Below are 14,609 nucleotides of genomic sequence, written 5' to 3'. Positions count from 1 at the left end.
CACCGCGACGGCCGAGCTCGTCCTTCGCTGCCATGGGTCCACGATCCGGCCGGGCGGGCACGCCGCCGGGGTGGATCGTCCGGCTGTGGACGGTCCCGCCGGTTGTGGACGGGCACCGGCGGCCGCGCCGCAGGGCGGGGAGGACCGTCGGTGGGGTCTGCTACGCGCTCAGCCGGGGAACTGGTCGTCGTCGGGGAGGCGCAGGTCCGGGGTGTCGAGCTCCTCGATGTTGACGTCCTTGAACGTCACCACCCGGACGTTCTTGACGAACCGCGCAGGCCGGTACATGTCCCACACCCACGCGTCGGACATGCGGACCTCGAAGTAGACCTCGCCGTCGGCGTTGCGGGGGGCGACGTCGACGGAGTTGGCCAGGTAGAACCGACGCTCCGTCTCCACGACGTAGGAGAACTGGGCGACGATGTCGCGGTACTCCTTGTAGAGCGTGAGCTCCATCTCGGTCTCGTACTTCTCGAGATCCTCGGCGCTCACCGGCCCGCTCCTCCTGTGACGATCTCCAACGACTCCCACGCCCCGACCACGTCCTCCGGGTCTCCGGGGTCGACGTCCTGCTCGGGGAGCGCCCCATTGTGGACCAGCGCCGTCGGGACCTCGCGCCCGGCCACCGCGGCGACGTTCGCGAAGGAGAACCGGTGCTCCGGGCAGGGCCCGTGCCGGCGCAGCGCCGTCTCGTGGTCGGGGGTGCTGTAGCCCTTGTGCACGGCGAAGCCGTAGCGGTCGTGCTCGGCGTCGAGTGCGGTCATGATGCGATCGCGCGTGACCTTGGCCAGCACCGACGCGGCCGCGATGCAGGCCGCCACCCGGTCCCCCTTCGGTACCGCGAGGGCGGGTCGTCCGAAGCCGCGGACCGGGAACCCGTCGGTCAGGACGTACCCGGGCCGGACCGTGGTCAGCGCGGCCACCGCGCGGCGCATGCCCTCGATGTTGGCCACGTGCACCCCGCGGCGGTCGACCTCGGCCGCCGGGATCACGACGACGGCGTGGTCCAGTGCCCGCACCCGGATGCGGTCGTACCAGTGGTCGCGGGCGGCCGGGGTCAGCAGCTTGGAGTCGGTCAACCCGTCGAGGGCCCTCGCGTCCGCGGGCCGCAGCACCGCCGCGGCGACGACCAGCGGTCCGGCGCTGGCACCGCGGCCCGCCTCGTCGACGCCCGCGACCGGCCCGAGACCGTGCCGCTGCAGGACGGTCTGCAGCGTCCAGGTGCCGCCGTCGCGGACGACCGCACGGGGCGGACGCAGCCCGTCGGGCAGGGCCCGTACGGGCCGTCGGCGGGCGCGCGGCCGTCCGGCGGAACGGGCGCGGGTGGGGGGAACCGGCACGGTGCTCCCGGTCAGGATGTCCGGCGCCACCCGTGCGGGGGGCGCGTCGTGGGCAGGAACCGCTCGGCCTCGGCGCGGGCGAGCAGGGCACGCCGACGGCCTGCCGCGAGGGGGAGCGTCCCCAGGATGCCCAGGGCCAGCGGCAGCCCGCCGGGCGGACCCGGGAGCCCTGCGGCGTCGGCCGTGGTCTGCGGGTCGACCGCGCTGACCCAGCCGAACCGGTCGAACGGCAGCACGATCAGCCGGACCTTGCCGATGACGTTGGCCTCGGGGATCGGGCCGTGCCCGGCCGCCCGGGAGTCCGCGGAGTTGTTCCGCGAGTCGCCCATCATCCAGTACTGCCCCTCGGGGACCGTGATCGGACCGAACGGGATCTGCCGCGCCGGACCCGCCTCGGGCAGGTAGTAGATGTAGGGCTCCTCCAGCGGCTGCCCGTCCACGACGACCTGGTTGAGCGCGTCGCAGCAGGACACCGTCTGGCCACCGACCGCGATGACCCGCTTGACGAAGTCCTTCTCGTCCGGCGGGGCGATGCCGACCAGCGAGCCGAGCGACTGCAGACCCTTGAGCAGCGGGTTCTCGCTGCCCTCGCCGCTGTAGGTCTCGCTGGCCCAGCCGTCGGTACCACGGAAGACCACGATGTCGCCCGGGGTGATGTCGGTGAAGTTGTAGGTGACCTTGTCGACGAGCACCCGGTCGTTGTTGCAGCCCGTGCAGCCGTGCAGCGTGGTCTCCATCGAGCCGGACGGGATGACGTAGACCTTCGCGAGGAAGGTCTGAATGAGGACCGTGAGCAGGATGGCGACCCCGGCCAGGAGCAGGATCTCCTTCCAGAAGGCGGTCTTCGGCTTCTCGTCGTCCGTGGCGGCCGCGGACGAGCCGCGCCCGGTGAGGGCGGCGATCCGGCCTCCGATGCCGACGGGCCCGCTGCGCCGGGCGGCGCGGCCCGGGGTGGCACGGTCCGGCTCGCCGGGGCCGTCCTCCGGGTCGCCGGGGACGTCGTCGGGGTCCTCCACCGGCTCCGCAGGAGCAGCCGCCGGACGGCGGGCGCGCGGGGGCCGCGGCGGTGCGTCGGGACCGGGGTACGGCAGAGCCGTGGTCCCGGCGTCGGCGTCGAGGTCGTCGCCGGCCGGACCGGCGGCCGCGCGGGTGCGCCGCGGGTCGGCGTCCGGCGAAGACCGGCGACGCGGGGCCGGGGCGCCGTCGGCGTCGGGCGGAGCGGGGCGGCGGGCCGTCGGGGCGCTCTCGGGCACGAGCCCGTCGAGCGGCGGTCCGGCGGGGCGACGACCGGCACGCGGGACGGCGCGGTCGGGCCCGGCGAACGCGGCGGTGCCGTCCGGACGGCCGGGGCCGCCGCCGTCGGGGCGGGGCTGGGCGAGGGAACGACCGGTGTACTCGGCGGACGGGCCACGGGCCGGCGGCCGGCCCGCCCCGGGAGCGCGCGGGTCGGGACGGCCGTACTCGTCGGGCGCACGACCGTCCGGTGCGGCGCCGTCGGCGCCGCGGCCGTTGCTGCGCGGGCCGGGGCCGCGGGGCCCGGGGCCTGCGGGGTCCACAGGGGTGCGGCCGGTGCGGCCGTACGGTGCGTCGCCGCCGGGCCGGCCGTTGCGCCGGGGCGCCCGGGAGGACGGGGCGCCTACCGGCCCGAACCCGGCGGGCGGGCCCGCGTCCGGATCGAGGCCGGCGGCCCGGTGGTCGGAGCCGACGTCGGGCGCGAAGCGGTCGCGGACCGGACGGGCACCGTGGCGACCGGTGCCCTCGGGGCGCGCCGGCGGTGGTGCGGGGTGCCGGGGCTCCGGGTTCTGCTCCGGGCGGCGGCCGGGCGGCGGCCAGGGCCTGCCGTTCGGCACCGGGCCGGGCTCGGACCCTTCCGGCCGGTTCAACCGCGCCGCGTAGCGGGCGCGCAGCGAGTCCGGGCCCTCGGGGGCCGGGGAGGGGCGGTCCTCCGGAGCCGGTGCCCCGGCTCCGTGCCGCCCCGGACGTCCACCGGCGAGCTCGTCGAAACCGTTGCGGTACCGGCGGCCACGGGGAGGGGCCTCCTCGGCGCCCTCCTCCGGACCCACGTGCCGGGTACGGACTCCGCGCGGCGCGCCTTCGGGCTCACCGTCGACGGAACCGTCCCGGACCGGCGCCCCGTACTGCAGCGCCGTCCCGAGCAGCCACTGCTGCTCGTCGCCACCCGGTTCACCGCCGGTGGGCGACGGGTCCTCGGGGGCCCGCCGCCGACCGGGGCGCTCGGGGACATCGCTGCCGCGATACCGCCGGGGGCGGGCCCGGCGGTCGTCGGGGAGCTCGGGGAAGGCCACGCGTCGAGATTACGTCACCGGTCCGTCACGAGAGGGTGACGGTCAGGACGCGGTGGTCTCCCGGCGCTCCTTGATCTTCGCGGCCTTGCCGCGGAGGTCGCGGAGGTAGTACAGCTTCGCCCGGCGGACGTCACCACGGGTGGCGACCTCGATCTTCTCGATGTTCGGCGTGTGCACCGGGAAGGTGCGCTCGACGCCGACGCCGAACGAGATCTTGCGGACGGTGAAGGTCTCACGGGCACCCGCACCGTGGCGGCGGATGACGACGCCCTGGAAGATCTGGGTACGGGTGCGGCTGCCCTCGATGACCTTCACGTGCACCTTGAGGGTGTCCCCGGGCCGGAAGTTCGGGATGTCGGAGCGCAGGGTCTCCGCGTCCAGTGCGTCCAGGGTGTTCATGTCGACGGTCCGTCCTCGTGTGTCGTTCGTGCGGGTCGTGCGGTGCCGGTCCCGGTTCGATCCGGGATCGCGCCCGGGCCACGGGGCGGTCGTGCCGTACGGCGGCGACGCTCCTCACGTGGCGGGCTCGGTACGGCCGGTGCCGCCGGTGGGACCCGGGGGCACGCGGGACCGTCACCGGGCACCACACGCGGCGCTGGCAACCCGTCCATAGTGCCAGACGGGCAGATCGCCCCGGACACCCGGTGGTCCGAGGACGGCCGGAGCGGCTCGACGGCCCGCTCGTACCGGACGGACCGGGCACCGTCGGACGCCGGTGGACGCCCGCCGGGCGACGGCGGAGCGGGTCGCCGGGCGGCTGCGCGGTACCGGACCGGGGCATCCACCGGCGGGAACGGTCAGCCGGTGGGCCCGGTGCCGTCGTCGTCGGGGCGCCCGGCGGCCAGCACGGCGCGGTCGGCGGCGTCCAGGGCGTCCGGTCCGAGCGCGTCGAGGAGGTCCGGGCGCCGGTCCCGGGTCCGTTCCAGGGCCCGGTCGCGTCGCCAGCGCGCGATCGCGGCGTGGTTGCCGCCGCGCAGCACCTCCGGCACGGCCAGACCCCGCCACACCTCCGGACGGGTGTAGGAGGGCCCCTCGAGCAGCCCGTCGGAGAAGGAGTCCTCGGCGGCCGAGCGCGGGTTGCCCAGCACCCCTGGCAGCAGCCGGGCGACGGCCTCGACCATCACGAGCACCGCGACCTCCCCGCCGACCAGCACGTAGTCCCCGATCGAGACCTCGTCGACGGTGACGCCGCGGGCGCGGGCGTCGAGGAGCACGCGCTCGTCGATGCCCTCGTAGCGGCCGCAGGCGAAGACCAGACGCTCCTCGGTGGCCCAGGTGTGCGCCGTGGCCTGGGTGAAGGGGCGTCCGGCCGGCGTCGGGACGACCAGCCGGGCGGGCAGGTCGGGGGTGGCCAGCACGTCGTCGAGGGCCTCGCCCCATACCTGGGGCCGCATGACCATGCCCGGGCCGCCGCCGTACGGGGAGTCGTCGACGGCCTGGTGCACGTCGTGGGTCCAGTCCCGCAGGTCGTGCACGGCGACCTCGAGCAGCCCGCGGTCGATCGCCCGCCCCAGCAGTGCCTCGCGCAACGGTTGCAGGTAGGACGGGAAGATGGTCACGACGTCGATCCGCACGGCGCGGATCGTCGCAGGCGCCCGTGCGCCCGGGCAGAAGGAGGTCGCGCGATGTCGGAGTCCTGGGCCGAGCCGCTCTGGTCCACGACGGCGCAGTGGAGCCTGCTGCCGCCGGTACTGCTGGCCCTGCTGCTGACGACGGCGATCGGCCTGGAGCGCGAGGCCGGGGCGAAGAGCGCCGGACTGCGCACCCACGTCCTGGTCGGCGTCGGCGCGGCGGTGTTCATGGTCATCTCCAAGTACGGCTTCGCCGACCTGCTGGGGACCGCGCACGTCGCGCTCGACCCGTCCCGGATCGCGGCACAGATCGTGTCCGGGATCGGGTTCATCGGCGCCGGGCTGATCTTCGTCCGGCAGGACGTGGTGCGTGGGCTCACCACCGCGGCCACGATCTGGCTGGCCGCCGCGGTCGGGACGGCGTGCGGCGCGGGCCTGGCCCCGCTGGCCGTCCTCGCGACCGCGGCGCACTTCCTGGTCACCCGGGGCCTGCAACCGGTGGCGCGGGTCGTGCGCCGGCGCCGGCGGCGACCGCCGGTGCTGCGGATCCGCTACGACGACGGCTACGGCGTCCTGCGCGGGGTCCTGGAGCGCTGCACCGCGGCCGGGTTCTCGGTCGCGGGGGTCGCCGTGCACCGCGGCTCCGTGGCCGGCGACGGCGCGCGCGTCGCGGCCCTCACGCTGCGCCTGGACGGACGCGGCGACCTCAACGGCCTGGCCGCGGCGCTGTCGGAGACCGACGGCGTGCGCTCGGCGGAGACCCGGGTGGACCCGACGGAGGACCCGGACGACCCGGACCGCGCCGACGACTGAACGCCGACGACCGGACCCCGGCGACCGCGGACGACTCAGCCCGCCCGTCGGGACCGCCGCCGCTCCACGGCCCGCCGGGTGTCGTGCAGGGTCACCCCGCGCCGGTCGAGCACCTGCGAGGCCGCGGTGTCCGGGTGCAGCAGACCGAGCAGGACGTGCTCGGTCCCGATGAACCGGTCCCCGAGCCGGATCGCCTCGCGTAGCGCCAGCTCGAGGGCCTTCTTCGAGGACCGTTCGAACGGGATGTGCCCGGCCCGCCACCGTCCGCGCCGCGGACGGTCCAGCGCGCCGGGCCCGAAGCCCGCCTCCACCGCGTTCCGGACGGCGTCGAGGTCGATGCCCAGGGTGGCGAGGGCGTCGGCGCCGCGACCGGGCGCACCGTCCGCCCGGTCGAGCTCCGCGGTGACGGTGTGGGCGTCGACCCCGGCCGTGGAGAGGAGCTCCTCCCCCGGCGAACCGGTGCAGCGCAGGACCCCGAGCAGCAGGTGCTCCGGCCCGATCCGCTCCGCGCGCCTCGTCCGTGCGATCTCCTGGGCCAGGACGACGACCCGGCGGGCCTCGTCGGTGAACCGTTCGAACACGTGCGTCTCCCCTCTACAGGCCGAGCCGGCGGTACTTCTTGTGCACCGCCTGCCGACTGATCCGCAGTGCGTCGGCGATCTGCTGCCAGGACCATCCCTGGTCGCGGGCGTTGGTGACCTGCAGCTCCTCCAGGGAGTCCTGCAGCTCGCGCAGTGCCACCACCGCCCGCAGCCCCACGGCCGGGTCCGTGCTGGACGCCGCCGCGGCCGCCGCCGTCGCATCGCTCATGGTGTCAACTCAGGTTGACACCGCCGCCATGTCAACCTGAGTTGACAACGACGCCACGAGAACGGCCCGGCACCACGGGAGGGCGCCGGGCCGCGATCAGTCCTGCGGGTCGAGCAGTCCGTCGGGCGGGTCGAGCACCACGCGCCCACCCGCCAGGTCGACGGTGGGCACGATCGCCTCGACGAACGGGACGAGCGCCTCGTGTCCGGCGGGCCGGGTGACGACCAGCAGGGAACCGCCGGGTCCGTGCACGACGTCGGTGACGGTGCCCGCCGTGGTCCCGTCGGCCAGCTCGGCCCGCAGGCCGGTCAGCTGGTGGACGTGGAACTCCTCGGGGTCCTCCGGCTCGGCGAGCGCCGAGGTCGGCAGCCGGAGCTGCACCCCGCGCAGGGCCTCGGCGGCGTCGCGGTCGGCGACACCCTCGAAGAGCACGAGCCAGCGGCCCGAGTGGGCGCGCGCACCGGTGACGGTGAGCGACCCGGGGCCCGCGGCGCGGGGCCGGTGGCCCTGCAGGACCGCTCCGGGTGCGAACCGGTCGGCCGGGGCGTCGGTGCGGGGTTCGACGACGACCTCCCCCCGCAGACCGTGCACACGCACGACGACGCCGACCAGGACCTGGCCGGCGTCGTCGGGTGCGGAGCTCGTCACCGGTCGGTGTCGACGACGTCGACGCGCACGCCGCGACCGCCCACACCACCGATGACGTTGCGCAGGGCGGTGGCGGTGCGGCCACCCCGGCCGATCACCTTCCCGAGGTCGTCGGGGTGCACCCGGACCTCGAGGATCCGACCGCGACGCCCGGTGACCAGGTCCACCCGGACGTCGTCGGGGTGGTCGACGATGCCGCGCACGAGGTGCTCGAGCGCATCCGCCATGAGCGTCACGACTGGGTCGACTCGGCGGCCGGCTCGGCGGCGTCCTTGGTCGCGTCGGCGACGTCGTCGCTCTTCGTCGCGGCCTCGGCCGGGGCGGCGTCAGCGGTCTTGCCGACCCGGTCGCCACCCTTCTTCTTCGGGGTGGTGGCCGCGGTGGTCGGCTCCTCGTTGGCCGCAGCCAGCGCCTCGTTGAAGCGGGCCAGCTTGTCGACCTTCTCGACCTGCGGCTTCAGGGTGCCCTCGGTGCCCGGCAGACCCTTGAACTTCTGCCAGTCGCCGGTGACTTCGAGCAGGTTCTGCACCGACTCGGTCGGCTGCGCGCCGACACCCAGCCAGTACTGCGCACGGTCCGAGTCGATCTCGATCAGGCTCGGCTCGTTCTTCGGGTGGTACTTGCCGATCGTCTCGATGGCCCGGCCGTTGCGGCGCGTACGGGAGTCCGCGACGACGACGCGGTAGTACGGCTGACGGATCTTGCCCAGACGCATCAGCTTGATCTTGACGGCCACGCTGTGGTGCTCCTCGCGAATGTCGATTCGTGCTGCGATGAGTCAGCCGGCCTCGCGTGGGGTTACGGGCTCGCTCACTCGTAGGTGTCGGCCGTGGCAGGTAGAGGGCCGGCCACGGACCCGATCGGCCATTCTGCCAGACGTCGTTCAGACCGTGGGAAAGGCCCCGACCAGCATGAGGGCCAGGGCCAGCCCGGGCAGGAAGTTGTTGACCGCGTGGGCCACGATCCCGGCGGTCACACGGCCGGTCAGCAGCCGTGCGATCCCCAGCGGGAGCGCGACGACGAACAGCAGCGGCGCACGCAGGAACTCCAGGTGGGCCAGTGCGAACACCGCCGTGGTGAGCACGAACACCACCCAGCGGTTGCCGATCCAGTACGCGACGGCGTTCCACAGCAGCCCGCGGTAGACGATCTCCTCGCAGACCGGCGCCACCACCACCACGCCGACCATCACGGCCAGCGCCACCGGCCACGTCGTGCGGATGCCCTCGAAGGCGACACCGACCGAGGTCGTCAGGTCCGGGCCGACCAGGTAGAGGTAGGCCAGCGCGGCCGGGATCGTCACGAACAGTCCCGCGACGCCGATCAGCAGCCCGATGCCGACGTCCTCCCAGCGGAACCTCAGGCCCAGGTCGGCGGCCGGGCCACTGCCGAACACCCGGGTCCAGACCACGCAGGTCAGCGCGGCCAGGATCGTCGGGACGACGATCGCGAGCAGGACCTCCTGTGCGGAGTTCACCTCGCCCAGCCCCAGCGCCAGCAGGAACGACGACCCGAGGAACACGACCTCGACGACGAGGAAGGCCAACAGCCCCCGGAACGGGCGCGGCGGGGGCGGCGAGGGCTCGATGCCGAACAGCCCGCGCCGGGGCGGCGGACCGTGCGGCGCGGACGCCGGGCCGTGGGGACCGGGGCCGTAGGGACCCGGGGCGTAGGGACCCGGGGCGTAGGGACCCGGGCCGTGGGGAGCCGGGCCGTGGGGACCGGGCCCGTACGGCGGGGGCCCGCCCGGCCACCCGGCGGGCGGCGGGGCGGCGGCGGGGGACGGGGTGGAGCCGGCCGGGTCGTCGGCGGAGGCCCCGGGCGGCCCCGGTGGCGAACCGGGCGAACTGCTCATGCCCCCGTTGATACCCGACGTCCGCGGACCAGGACCACCGACGGGGCCCGCAGCACGCCGAGATCCGCCCGCGGGTCACGGTCGTACACGACCAGGTCGGCCAGGACGCCCGGCGTGGGGCCGGCAGGACGCCCCAGCCAGGCCCGCGCCGCCCAGGAGGCGGCCCCGATCGGGTCGGGGTGCCCGGCGCGGGCGAGCTCGGCGATCTCGTCGGCGATCCGGCCGTGCCGGATGCCACCGCCGGCGTCGGTTCCCGCGTAGACGGGCACGCCGGCCTCGATCGCGCGGCCGACGGTCTCCCAGGCGTGGGCGTGCAGGTCCCGCATGTGCCCGGCGTAGCGGGGGTACTTCACGGCCTTCTCGGCGATGCCGGGGAAGGTCTCGACGTTGATCAGGGTCGGGACGAGCGCGGTGCCGCGGGCGGCCATCTCGGCGATCAGGTCGTCGGTCAGGCCGGTGCCGTGCTCGATGCAGTCGATCCCCGCACGGACCAGCCCGGGCAGCGCGGCGGTGCCGAACACGTGCGCGGTGACCCGGGCGCCCGCCTCGTGCGCGGCGGCGATCGCCTCGGCGAGCACGTCGTCGGGCCACAGCGGTTCGAGGTCGGCGTCGTCCGGGCCCGCGGCGCGGTCGATCCAGTCCCCCACCAGCTTCACCCAGCCGTCGCCCCGTGCCGCCTGGGCACGCACCTCGTCGACGAGCAGACGCGGGTCGTCGAGCTCGGCGGCCAGCCCGGGGATGTAGCGCTTGGGCCGCGCGACGTGCCGACCCGCGCGGATGATCTCCGGCAGGTCGTCGCGGGCCTGCAGGGGCGAGGTGTCGACCGGGGAACCGCAGTCACGCAGCAGCAGGGTGCCCGCGTCGCGGTCGGTGCGTGCCTGGGCCGCGCACTCCTCGAGGTCGGTGACCGGACCGTCCGGACCGAGGCCGACGTGGCAGTGCGCGTCGACCAGGCCGGGGACGATCCAGCCGTCGGTGACCAGGTCCTCCGCACCCGGCAGCGGCTCCGGGCTGACCCGCCCGGAACCGTCGACGTACAGGGTCGTGCCGGTGGCGCCGTCCGGGCCGAGCACCGTCCCGCGGAGCCGCCACCCTGCGGCCGGAAGATCAGACATGCGCCGGAGGCTACTTCTTCTTCCCGAAGTTCAGCTTCGACGGGTCGAACCCGGGCGGGAGCTGGTCGAGGTTGCCCAGACCCGGCGGGAGCTGCTGCAGGCCCGGTGGCAGGTTCGACAGGTCCGGCGCACCGGAGGCGGCGCGGTTCGCGGGGTTGCCGCTGCGCCGGCCCTTCTTGGCCTGCCTGGCCTTGCGCGGGTTCTTCGGGACCTTCTTGGTCGCGCTGCGCCCGCCCCCACCGAAGCCGAACTGCCCGGCCATCTGCTTCATCATCTTGCGGGCCTCGAAGAAGCGGTTGACCAGGTCGTTCACGTCGGAGACGGAGACGCCGGACCCGTTCGCGATGCGCTGCCTGCGCGACGCGTTGATGATCTTCGGGTCCTCCCGCTCGGCGGGGGTCATACCGCGGATGATGGCCTGCAGGCGGTCGATCTGGCGGTCGTCGACCTGCTCGAGCGCGGCCTTCGCCTGCCCCGAGTTCATCCCCGGGAGCATGTTCAGGATGTTGCCGATCGGCCCCATCTTGCGCAGCTGCAGCATCTGCTGGAGGAAGTCCTCCAGGGACAGCTCGCCGGAGCTGATCTTGGCGGCGGCGGCCGCGGCCTGCTCGGCGTCGAAGACCTGCTCGGCCTGCTCGATCAGGGTGAGCAGGTCGCCCATCCCGAGGATGCGGGAGGACATCCGGTCGGGGTGGAAGACGTCGAAGTCCTCGAGCTTCTCGCCGTTGGAGGCGAAGAGGATCGGCTGCCCGGTGACCTCGCGGACGCTCAGCGCCGCACCACCGCGGGCGTCGCCGTCGAGCTTGGTGAGCACGACCCCGGTGAAGCCGACGCCGTCGCGGAACGCCTCGGCCGTGGCCACCGCGTCCTGACCGATCATCGCGTCGACGACGAACAGGACCTCGTCGGGCTGCACCGCGTCCCGGATGTCGGAGGCCTGGCGCATCAGCTCCTCGTCCACGCCCAGGCGTCCCGCGGTGTCGACGACGACCACGTCGTACTGCTTGTCCCGGGCGTGGGCGATGCCGTCGCGGGCGACGCCGACCGGGTCGCCGGGCCCCTCGGGGAGCTCGCCGGACCCGGTGGCACCGGGGTGCGGTGCCCAGGTCGGGACGCCGGCGCGATCGCCGACGATCTGCAGCTGGTTCACCGCGTTGGGCCGCTGCAGGTCACAGGCCACGAGCAGCGGGGTGTGCCCCTGCCCCTTGAGCCAGCGTGCGAGCTTGCCCGCCAGGGTCGTCTTACCGGCACCCTGCAGTCCGGCCAGCATGATGACGGTCGGCGGTTCCTTGGCCAGGTGCAGCCGCCGCGTCTCGCCGCCGAGGATCGCGACGAGTTCCTCGTTCACGATCTTGACGACCTGCTGGGCCGGGTTCAGGGCCTGGGAGACCTCCGCGCCCTTGGCCCGGTCCTTGATGCGCGTGATGAACCCGCGCACCACCGGCAGGGCGACGTCCGCCTCCAGCAGCGCGATCCGGATCTCGCGCGCGGTGGCGTCGATGTCGGCGTCGGAGAGCCGGCCCTTGCCGCGCAGGTCGCGCAGCGTGGATCCGAGCCGCTCGGAGAGGGAGTCGAACACCCTTACCAGCCTACTTGGCCAGCGCCAGCCCCCCACGGGCACCGGAACGATCGGTGCGCCGGACCGAGGTCCACCCGGTCTCGCCGCCCGTGGCCAGGGCCTCGGCGGTGGCGCGGGCGCGGGCCGCGTGCGCCGCGAACGGGCGCGCCCGCACCACTCGTCCGCGGGCGTGCTGGCCCTCGAGCGCCTGGTCAGGGGTGGTGTCGAGCCACAGCAGGTGCGGCGCGCGGCGGCCGAGCACGGCCAGCGCACGCACCGCCGCCCGCATCCGCGGCGAGGTCGCGGGAAGGTGCACCACCACGGTGTCCGCGGGGCCGAGGGCCACCGTGACCACCGACGCGCGGTGGGTCAGGTGGGTCAGCCACCGGTACGCCGGGTACGGCGTCGCGTCCGGGAGCAGGCGGGCGAGCACGGCGCGGGCGGCCCCCGAGTCGAGGACCCGGGTGCCCGCCGGCGCGTCGAGCCCGGCGAGCAGGGTCGACTTGCCCGCCCCCGGGATGCCCGCGACCAGCAGCAGCGACCGCCCCGGCAGCACGACGACGATCGGCGCGGCCGGACCGTCGCCGGACGGGGCACCGTCGTCCGGGCCGACGTGCGGCGAGGCGCCGGGTGCGGCGGTGCCGTCGGGGACGGCGGGGCGGGGCTCGGTGTCGCGGGTCGGCGGGGCGGCGCCGGTCGGCACGGCACGGGCGGTGGTCATGTGTGGTGAAACGGTCCGGTCGCCCGGATCGTTCCGATCACCCGGTGTGTCCGGCCCGCCGCGGACCGTCCCCGGCCCGGCCCGCCGGGCCGCGGGACGCACGTTCCCGCCCTGCGCGGGGCGCGAACGTGCTGATCAACGCCCCGGTGCGGGTGGGGCGGGCGCCGGGTGGGCCGGGGCGGCGGGGCCGGTGATGATCACCCGGTCGGCCGCAGGGCTACAGGGCGTCGGTGCCGCGCTCGCCGGTGCGGACGCGGACCACGGTCTCCACCGGGACGCCCCAGACCTTGCCGTCGCCGATCCGGCCGGTGTGCGCGGCGTCGACGACGGCCTGCACGACCCGGCCGGCCCGCTCGTCGTCGACGAGGACCTCCACCTTCACCTTCGGCACGAAGTCGACCGAGTACTCCGCGCCCCGGTAGACCTCGGTGTGCCCCTTCTGGCGTCCGAAGCCCTGGACCTCCGAGGTCGTCAGCCCCAGTACCCCGAGCTCGGAGAGCGCGTCCTTGACCTCGCCCAGGACGAACGGCTTGACGATCGCGGTCACCAGCTTCATCGGTCCCCCTCCTCGGTGGTCCGCCCGGCCGGCCCGCGGCCCGCCGTGCGCATCGTGCTGAACTCGTACGCGGTCTCGGCGTGCCCGGCCTCGTCGATCCCGCCGTGCTCGTCGTCGGGCGTGGCGCGGAAGCCGACCGTCCGCGAGACTCCCCAGGCGATCAGAGCCGTCATCCCGAACGCCCACGTCGCCGCGACCAGCACCGCGAGGGCCTGCCCGCCGAGCTGGGCGGGGCCGCCGCCGTACAGCAGGCCGTCGGCGCCCGCCGGGTTGACCGCATCGGTCGCGACGAGACCGAGCATCAGCATGCCGATCACCCCACCGATCCCGTGGATCGCGACCACGTCGAGCGAGTCGTCGTAACCGAACCGGTACTTCAGCCGGATCGCCAGCTGGCACAGCAGCCCGGCGAGCACGCCGATCGCCAGCGCGCCCCAGGTGTCGACGAACCCGCAGGCCGGCGTGATCGCGACCAGCCCGGCGACGGCGGCCGAGGCGGCCCCGAGGCTGGTGGGGCGCCCGTCGAGCCGGTCCTCCAGGACGAGCCAGGCGACCACCGCGGCGGACGCGGCCGTCATCGTCGTGACGAAGGCGTTCGCGGCGGTGGCCCCGGCGGCGAGCGCGGACCCGGCGTTGAACCCGAACCAGCCGAACCACAGCAGCCCCGCGCCGAGCAGCACCAGCGGCAGGTTGTGCGGGCGCATCGGCTCGCGCGGCCAGCCGCGGCGGGCGCCGAGCACCAGGGCCAGCGCCAGCGCGGACGCCCCGGAGTTCACCTCGACCGCGGCGCCACCGGCGAAGTCCAGGGTGCCGATCGTGTTCACCAGCCACCCACCGCGTGCGGACACCGCGCCGTCGACGGCGAAGGTCCAGTGCGCCAGCGGGACGTAGACCACGACCACCCAGACGGTCACGAACAGTGTCCAGGCCCGGAACCGGGCCCGGTCGGCGACGGCACCCGACACCAGGGCCCCGGTGATCACCGCGAACATCAGCTGGAACATCGCGAACGCCTGCACCGGCACGTCGCCGACCAGCAGGGACGGGTCGCTGATCCCGGCCAGCTCGAACCCGCCGATCAGCCCGCCGTGCGAGTCACCGAAGGCCAGCGAGAACCCGAACACGACCCAGACCAGCCCGATCACGCCGAGACAGACGATGCTCATCATCATCATGTTGAGCACGCTCTTGGCGCGGACCATGCCGCCGTAGAACAGCGCCAGCCCCGGGGTCATGAGCATGACCAGGGCGGCGCTGCCGAGCAGGTAGGCGGTGTTCCCGGTGTCCACGTCGACACTCCTCGTCGCACACTGCAC

At 74.8% G+C, this 14,609-nt stretch carries 17 protein-coding genes; 1 reads left to right on the top strand and 16 read right to left on the bottom strand.

Annotated features, from left to right (window positions below):
• Window positions 1-168: 168 nt before the first annotated feature.
• The 5 genes from KPF47_RS27520 to trmD all read right to left on the bottom strand — a co-directional run bounded on the left by KPF47_RS27520 (window position 169) and on the right by trmD (window position 5,220).
• Entirely contained in the window at window positions 169-492 is a 324-nt protein-coding gene (locus tag KPF47_RS27520) for a DUF2469 domain-containing protein (RefSeq protein ID WP_020627284.1), read from the bottom strand.
• Entirely contained in the window at window positions 489-1,259 is a 771-nt protein-coding gene (locus KPF47_RS27515; RefSeq protein ID WP_224391951.1) for a ribonuclease HII, read from the bottom strand. Before KPF47_RS27515 ends, KPF47_RS27520 begins: the two co-directional genes overlap by 4 nt.
• 92 nt (window positions 1,260-1,351) lie before the next feature.
• Window positions 1,352-3,646 (bottom strand): signal peptidase I, encoded by a 2,295-nt coding sequence (lepB, locus tag KPF47_RS27510; RefSeq protein ID WP_224391728.1) that lies wholly within the window; start codon window positions 3,644-3,646, stop codon window positions 1,352-1,354.
• 42 nt (window positions 3,647-3,688) lie between these two features.
• Window positions 3,689-4,045: a 50S ribosomal protein L19 gene (gene rplS / locus KPF47_RS27505; protein ID WP_224391727.1), complete on the bottom strand. Its 357-nt coding sequence runs from the start codon at window positions 4,043-4,045 to the stop codon at window positions 3,689-3,691.
• A 398-nt stretch (window positions 4,046-4,443) separates the two neighbouring features.
• On the bottom strand, window positions 4,444-5,220 hold the full coding sequence (trmD, locus tag KPF47_RS27500; RefSeq protein WP_224391726.1) for a tRNA (guanosine(37)-N1)-methyltransferase TrmD: 777 nt from the start codon (window positions 5,218-5,220) through the stop codon (window positions 4,444-4,446).
• Between the two features lie 51 nt (window positions 5,221-5,271).
• Here trmD and KPF47_RS27495 point away from each other — a divergent pair, with 51 nt between their 5' ends.
• On the top strand, window positions 5,272-6,030 hold the full coding sequence (locus tag KPF47_RS27495) for an MgtC/SapB family protein (protein WP_224391725.1): 759 nt from the start codon (window positions 5,272-5,274) through the stop codon (window positions 6,028-6,030).
• A gap of 35 nt (window positions 6,031-6,065) precedes the next feature.
• Here the strand turns inward: KPF47_RS27495 and KPF47_RS27490 are convergent, their stop codons facing one another.
• The 11 genes from KPF47_RS27490 to KPF47_RS27440 all read right to left on the bottom strand — a co-directional run bounded on the left by KPF47_RS27490 (window position 6,066) and on the right by KPF47_RS27440 (window position 14,582).
• Window positions 6,066-6,611: a Clp protease N-terminal domain-containing protein gene (locus tag KPF47_RS27490; protein WP_224391724.1), complete on the bottom strand. Its 546-nt coding sequence runs from the start codon at window positions 6,609-6,611 to the stop codon at window positions 6,066-6,068.
• 13 nt (window positions 6,612-6,624) lie between these two features.
• Window positions 6,625-6,840, bottom strand: a complete 216-nt coding sequence (locus KPF47_RS27485; protein WP_224391723.1) for a helix-turn-helix domain-containing protein — start codon at window positions 6,838-6,840, stop codon at window positions 6,625-6,627.
• A gap of 96 nt (window positions 6,841-6,936) precedes the next feature.
• The gene (rimM, locus tag KPF47_RS27480; RefSeq protein WP_224391722.1) at window positions 6,937-7,488 is read right to left on the bottom strand and encodes a ribosome maturation factor RimM; all 552 of its coding nucleotides are present in this window, start codon (window positions 7,486-7,488) and stop codon (window positions 6,937-6,939) included.
• Entirely contained in the window at window positions 7,485-7,715 is a 231-nt protein-coding gene (locus tag KPF47_RS27475) for an RNA-binding protein (protein WP_149663515.1), read from the bottom strand. Before KPF47_RS27475 ends, rimM begins: the two co-directional genes overlap by 4 nt.
• Before the next feature lie 5 nt (window positions 7,716-7,720).
• Window positions 7,721-8,224, bottom strand: coding sequence for a 30S ribosomal protein S16 (gene rpsP, locus KPF47_RS27470; RefSeq protein ID WP_224391721.1), 504 nt, complete (start codon window positions 8,222-8,224; stop codon window positions 7,721-7,723).
• A gap of 147 nt (window positions 8,225-8,371) precedes the next feature.
• The gene (locus KPF47_RS27465) at window positions 8,372-9,343 is read right to left on the bottom strand and encodes a CPBP family intramembrane glutamic endopeptidase (RefSeq protein ID WP_224391720.1); all 972 of its coding nucleotides are present in this window, start codon (window positions 9,341-9,343) and stop codon (window positions 8,372-8,374) included.
• Window positions 9,340-10,458: an amidohydrolase family protein gene (locus KPF47_RS27460; RefSeq protein WP_224391719.1), complete on the bottom strand. Its 1,119-nt coding sequence runs from the start codon at window positions 10,456-10,458 to the stop codon at window positions 9,340-9,342. Before KPF47_RS27460 ends, KPF47_RS27465 begins: the two co-directional genes overlap by 4 nt.
• A gap of 10 nt (window positions 10,459-10,468) precedes the next feature.
• Complete coding sequence (gene ffh, locus KPF47_RS27455) at window positions 10,469-12,037, bottom strand: signal recognition particle protein (RefSeq protein WP_224391718.1); 1,569 nt, start codon at window positions 12,035-12,037, stop codon at window positions 10,469-10,471.
• 10 nt (window positions 12,038-12,047) lie between these two features.
• Complete coding sequence (locus KPF47_RS27450; protein ID WP_255660514.1) at window positions 12,048-12,737, bottom strand: AAA family ATPase; 690 nt, start codon at window positions 12,735-12,737, stop codon at window positions 12,048-12,050.
• Between the two features lie 217 nt (window positions 12,738-12,954).
• Entirely contained in the window at window positions 12,955-13,293 is a 339-nt protein-coding gene (locus KPF47_RS27445) for a P-II family nitrogen regulator (protein ID WP_224391717.1), read from the bottom strand.
• Entirely contained in the window at window positions 13,290-14,582 is a 1,293-nt protein-coding gene (locus KPF47_RS27440; RefSeq protein ID WP_224391716.1) for an ammonium transporter, read from the bottom strand. Before KPF47_RS27440 ends, KPF47_RS27445 begins: the two co-directional genes overlap by 4 nt.
• Window positions 14,583-14,609 lie beyond the last annotated feature (27 nt).

The organism is Pseudonocardia sp. ICBG1293 (assembly GCF_020131355.1).
Taxonomy (GTDB): domain Bacteria; phylum Actinomycetota; class Actinomycetes; order Mycobacteriales; family Pseudonocardiaceae; genus Pseudonocardia.
The sequence above is the reverse complement of the archived record's forward strand: the minus strand, read 5'-3'. Positions and strand labels throughout refer to the sequence as shown.